Here is a 5366-nt window from a genome sequence, read left to right as displayed (position 1 = left end):
GCGGGGGGCTTGGGCGTGGGGGGCGGCTTGTACTGGAGCGACGATTCAATCTGCGCCGGCATCCAGCCGAAGTGGTTCGCCAGCGCGCTGATGAGCGCCGAGCGCGTCAGGCCCGGAGGCACCTGGGAGGTGACGGGCCTGAGCCGCTCCAGGGCGGCCATCTTCTCCTCGAAGCTCGCCTGCTTGCCGGAGGGGAGCAGGGTGGCGAAGAGGTAGGCGGTGAGGGGCTGGGCGCCCTCCAGCAGGCGCTCCACGCCGTCGGTGCCCTCGCGGCGGGCGAAGACGTCCGGGTCATCCCCCTGCGGCAGGAGCGCCACCCGGGTGGGGGCGCCCGCGGCGAGCAGGGGACCGGCCAGGCGTTCCACGGCGGCGAGGCCCGCGGAGTCCCCGTCCAGGAGCAGCACGAGGTCACGGGCCTCCGCGCGCTTGAGGACCTGGAGGTGCCCGGCGGTGAGGTTGGTGGAGCAGAGGGCCACCGCGTGGCGCACTCCCACCTGGTGCAGGCCGATGCAGTCGAAGTAGCCCTCCACGAGCACGGCCGTCTTGCGCTTGTGGATGTCGTCGCGCGCCTGGTCCATGCCGAAGAGCGTCTCGCTCTTGTTGTAGAGCCGGGACTCGCGCGAGTTGAGGTACTTGGGGCCGTCCTCCGACGCGACCAGCCGGCCGCCGAAGGCGATGGGCCGCCCCTCCGGCGCGCGGATGGGCACCATCAGGCGGCTGCGGAAGAAGTCGATGCAGCCATCCCCGCTGTTGCGCTTGGTGATGAGGCCCGCCTTCAGGCCCCACTCCAGCATGCCGTTCTTCTGGAAGCGGTCCGCCAGGAGGCTCCACTGCGCGGGCGCCCACCCCAGGCCGAAGCCCTGGGCCACCTCTTCCGACACGCCCCGGCTGGCCAGGTAGGCCCGCGCGGCGCGGCCTTCGTCCTCGTGCCAGAGCAGGGCGCGGAAGTGCTCCGCGGCGAAGTCCGTGGCCTCCTTGACCTGCTGACGCTCCTTGAGGCCCGGGTCCTGCGCGGCCTCCAGGTCGATGCCCACCTCCTGGGCCAGGTCCCTCACCGCGTCCTGGAACGTCTTGCCCAGGTAGCGCTGGATGAAGGACACCGCGTCGCCGCTCGCCCGGCAGCCGTGGCAGAAATAGAAGCGCTTCTCCGGGACGACGTAGAACGAAGGTGTCTTCTCCTGGTGGAAGGGGCAGCGGCCCTTGAACTCGCGCCCGGCCTTCTTCAGCTCCACGTGACGGGACACCAGCGACACGATGTCCACGCGGTCGAGGACCTCCTGGATCTTGTGCTCCGGAATCACGACGCCCCTCCATCCATCCGCATGAGCGCGGCCTTCCGCCCGCAATCCTGACCGGCCCGTCTGACGCACCCTGACCGGCTGCCTCCACGGTTGCCCTCCCAGGCGGGTAGGGACCGCGGACGCGACCGGGGCGCGGAAACAGACGGCGGTTGGGACACGGCGCGCACTCCTGAAGGCTGCCTGCTCGCCTCCCGGAGTGGGGGACGGGCGGACGGCCTTGGGATCAGCGCTTAATGGCCAGCGGGCGAGGGATCAAAAAATCCGCTCAAGCCCGGGGTGGGGAGGGCACCTGGAAGACGTCTCCGGCGCCCCGTCCCCTGGAATCACGGGTGCTTCAGGACAGCTTGGCCAGCTGGGCCTTCACTTCTTCGGAGATGGCCTTGCCCTCGGCCTTGCCCTGGAGCTTGGGGTTCACGTTCTTCATGACCGCGCCCATGTCCTTGGGGCCCTTGGCGCCGACCTCGGCGATGGAGGCCTGGACGGCGGCGGTGAGCTCCGCGGGGGTGAGCTGCTGGGGCAGGTAGCGCTGCAGGACGGAGATCTCCTGCTCTTCCTTGTCCGCCAGCTCCGGGCGGCCACCGGCCTTGAACTGTTCGATGGAGTCGCGGCGCTGCTTGATGAGGCCGGCGATGACCTGCTGGATGCCCGCGTCGTCAAGCTCGCTGGCGCCCGGCTCGACCTCCTTGTACTTCACGGCGCTCTTGAGCATGCGCACCACGCTCAGGGTCAGCTCGTCCTTGGCCCGCATCGCGTCCTTCAGGTCCGCGGTCAGGCGCTCTTTCAGGGTGGTCATGTCGGGATTCCTCACAGGCGGGGAAAAGGGTCGCCGCGCCAGGGGATGGGACGGCGGGAGCCAGGGCACCTGACTGCTTCAAGGAGCCCCGGCTCCTCACTGCGGGCCTGCTAGTACGACTTGCGGGCCTTCTTCACAGCGCGCTTCTTGGCGGCGAGAGCCTTCTTCTTCCGCTTCACGGAAGGCTTCTCGTAGTGCTCGCGCTTGCGGATCTCGGAAAGGATTCCGGCCTTCTCGGTGGCCTTCTTGAAGCGCTTGAGAGCGCTTTCGATGGACTCACCTTCCTTCACTCGAATACCGGGCATGCAGTCACCTCCTTCCGCCTAGCTGGATGCAATCTGTAAATCTTCAGAAAGTCGGGGGGTATGGCGCAGCGGGCCGGAAAAGGCAAGGAGACCCGCACCGAAAGGATGGACCCTGAGTGCGCTAGAATGTCCGGCGCGTGTCCCGTCTCCTCCTCCTGGTGCTCCTGCTGGCGGCCAGCCCTTCCCGGGCTGGCACGGTGGCTTCCGAGTGCTGGGCCTCCTGCCGCCGCCACGTCGAGGACCCGTCGCTGCGCGCGCGGACCTGTGGAGCCTGCGTCACCGGAGGGCGGGTGGACAGCTGGGTGGCCTCCCTGGGGGCCGGCGGGGCGCCAGCGCAGCTGGCGTTGGAGTCGGCGCTCAAGGACGGGAGCTGGCGCGTGCGCTGGGCCGCGGTGCGGGCCGGTGCCCGGAGCCGGGGCCTGACGGAGCGGCGGGCCCTGGCGGATTGGATCATGGACACCTCGCCGGACGCGGACCTGGGGGCCTGCCTCACCGCTGTCCGGGCCGCGGCCGACGCGGGCCGCTCCACGGCGGACTTCCTGCGGGAGGCCGGGGCACGGGGCCCTGCCGCCGCCGCCCGGGTGTGGGCGAAGCGGGATGCCGTGCGCCAGTCGCTGGCGCTGGAGATGTACTCGCAGGAGCCGTCCGTGCGCCTGCCCGCGCTCCTGCACCTGGCCACGTTCCAGGGGCGGTCCGCGACGCGCGTGGTCCTGGACGTGGTGGCATCGCGGCCGGTCGCGGGCGACGCGGTGATGGCGGAGCTCCTCTTCGCCGTCGCCGAGCGGCAGCGCGCGTCCGTGGGCCGGATGCTCCTGATGGAGGCGAAGCCCCCGGACGAGGCCGTCATCAACCGGCTCTTCGCCGTGTACTCGCGCGAACTGGACGCGCTGCGGCCGGAGCTTGGGTCCGGTGACGTGCAGCACCGGCGCACGGCGGTGGCCACCCTGCGCCGCTACGGTCCGCTGGCGAAGCGGGAGCTGGAGGGGGCGCTGGGAGACGACGACGGGCGGGTTCGCGAGCTGGCGGCGCGCGGGCTGGCGGAGTCCGCCGGCAAGCCCCTGCGGGACATGGCGCTCCAGGGCGTGAAGGACGCGGAGTCGGCGGAGGCCGCCCGGCCGTGGCTGGGCGCGATGGCCCGCGAGAAGGGGTGCTTCGCCTTCCTGCGGGATGTGGCGGAGGGGCGCAACGCCCGGACGCCGGAGGTGCAGGGGGAGGCGGTGGCACGGCTGGGGGACTGCACGGAGGGCCCGCCTCCCACCCGGCGGCTGGCGCCCTTTCTTGCCTCGAACGTGGCCCCGGTGCGCGCGGGCGCGGTGCGCGCGCTGGGGTCCCTGCCCCGGAACGGCGACGCGATGGCGCTGGCGGCGAAGGCGCTGGAGGACGGGGCTCCGGAGGTGGTGGTGGCCGCGCTGGACGTGCTGTCCGCCTACCGCCAGCCGTCGCGCGGGGACGAAGCGGCGGGCCTGCTCGCGTCGGATCACCCGGTGGTGCGCGCGGCGGCGGCGCGGGCGCTGGAGTTCGTGGGCCGCGCCGTGCATGTGCGCGTCCTGGCCGAGCGCCTGCGAGGGGACCCCGTGGCGGACGTGCGCGTCGCGGTGGCGAGGACGTTGTCATCGCTGGGCGGGCCGCACGCGGTGGCGGCGCTGAGCGAGGCGGCGGCGCACGACGCGGACACGCACGTGAAGCACGTGTCGGCGGAGGGACTTCGCCGGTTGGGCTTCGGGCGCTGACGGGAGGCCGGGAAGGCGGAAGGCCCGTGGATCAGGCCTTCCACCGGTGCTCGCGGCCGGCGTTCAGGGGCCGCTGACGGCCTTGGCGTCCACGCGGTTACGGCCCGCGTGCTTGGCCCGGTAGAGGTACTTGTCCGCGGCGGAGATGAGGTCCTCCGGCTGGGAGAAGTCCGAGTCCAGCAGCGTCGCCACGCCCAGGCTGATGGTCACCTTGATGGGCGTGCCGCTGAAGATGAAGTCCGCGCGGTCCACCGCCACGCGGCAGCGCTCCGCGCACGCCAGGGCCGCGTCCTCCGCGGACTCGCGCAGCATCAGCGCGAACTCCTCGCCGCCGTAGCGCGCGAGCAGGTCCTCGGTGCGCACCGTGTCCGCCACCCGCTGCGCGATGCGCGTCAGCACGAAGTCTCCGGCCGGGTGGCCGTACACGTCGTTGATGCGCTTGAAGTGGTCCACGTCGAAGAGCACCAGCGACAGCGGCACGCGGTGGCGCAGGCAGTACGCGAACTCCTTGCGCACCGTCTCCATGAAGTACTTCTTGTTGTAGACGCGGGTGAGGCCGTCGCGCGTGGCGGACTCGTAGATGCTGCGCTGGTACTGCTCCTCCAGCGCGTCCTGGATGCTGAACTTCAGCACCGTGTTGGAGCCGATTTGAATCTTGTCGCCGTCGTACAGCGGCGCCGCGCTCACCTTCAGGCCGTTCAGGTACGTGCCGTTGGTGCTGCCCAGGTCCACCAGCTGGAAGCGGCCATCACCAATGGCGACGACCTTCGCGTGCTTGCGGGAGATGCCGTCATCCTCCACCTGGAACTGGGCTTCGGAGCTGCGGCCCAGCACCACTTCAGAGCGGTCCAGCTTGAACATCCGCCCGATGCCGGCGGCGGACTTGGCGCTGATGACGATCAGATACGCGCTCTGCTGCTGGGCACTGCCCAGCAGGTCCGAAATGGAATGGACGGAAGTTTTCTCCTCGGACATCGCGCCTCCCATCTTACGGGCCGCCTTTTCATGGCGGCAAGCACACCCACGCTCCTTTCACGCACCCGGTGTCAGCCGACCCGCCCCACCCGCGCCGGTGGGCGCCCTTTTTTCTCCGGTGGAGGAACTGTCGGCCGCCCGACGGACAGCTCGCCGGCCACGGGCGTCCGGAGGAAGCGGGAGAGGGCCTCGCCCCCCCGGGGATGCTCCGCCAGCCCCTGCATCAGCTTCACCAGCGCCGCCGACGGGGTCATGTCCGCAC

General features: G+C 71.0%; 5 protein-coding genes and 1 pseudogene. 1 reads left to right on the top strand and 5 read right to left on the bottom strand.

Annotated elements, in window-relative coordinates; all coding sequences use genetic code 11:
- From dnaG to rpsU, 3 genes are all read right to left on the bottom strand, one after another.
- On the bottom strand, window positions 1–1301 hold a 1301-nt coding region (gene dnaG / locus D7W81_RS39665), incomplete at its 3' end, for a DNA primase (protein ID WP_120560518.1).
- Between the two features lie 334 nt (window positions 1302–1635).
- Complete coding sequence (locus D7W81_RS39660; RefSeq protein WP_120560517.1) at window positions 1636–2094, bottom strand: GatB/YqeY domain-containing protein; 459 nt, start codon at window positions 2092–2094, stop codon at window positions 1636–1638.
- A 110-nt stretch (window positions 2095–2204) separates the two neighbouring features.
- On the bottom strand, window positions 2205–2399 hold the full coding sequence (gene rpsU / locus D7W81_RS39655; RefSeq protein WP_014395136.1) for a 30S ribosomal protein S21: 195 nt from the start codon (window positions 2397–2399) through the stop codon (window positions 2205–2207).
- A gap of 137 nt (window positions 2400–2536) precedes the next feature.
- Here rpsU and D7W81_RS39650 point away from each other — a divergent pair, with 137 nt between their 5' ends.
- On the top strand, window positions 2537–4129 hold the full coding sequence (locus D7W81_RS39650) for a HEAT repeat domain-containing protein (RefSeq protein ID WP_120560516.1): 1593 nt from the start codon (window positions 2537–2539) through the stop codon (window positions 4127–4129).
- Window positions 4130–4192: 63 nt separating this feature from the next.
- Here D7W81_RS39650 and D7W81_RS39645 read toward each other — a convergent pair whose 3' ends face one another.
- Together D7W81_RS39645 and D7W81_RS43150 are read right to left on the bottom strand one after the other, a co-directional pair.
- A complete protein-coding gene (locus tag D7W81_RS39645) occupies window positions 4193–5104 on the bottom strand; it encodes a GGDEF domain-containing protein (protein WP_120529987.1) in 912 nt (303 codons plus the stop codon).
- 71 nt (window positions 5105–5175) lie between these two features.
- Window positions 5176–5366: pseudogene (locus tag D7W81_RS43150) on the bottom strand (L-asparaginase 1); the annotation flags it as partial.

The sequence above is a fragment of the Corallococcus aberystwythensis genome, assembly GCF_003612165.1.
Taxonomy (GTDB): domain Bacteria; phylum Myxococcota; class Myxococcia; order Myxococcales; family Myxococcaceae; genus Corallococcus; species Corallococcus aberystwythensis.
The sequence above is the reverse complement of the archived record's forward strand: the minus strand, read 5'-3'. Positions and strand labels throughout refer to the sequence as shown.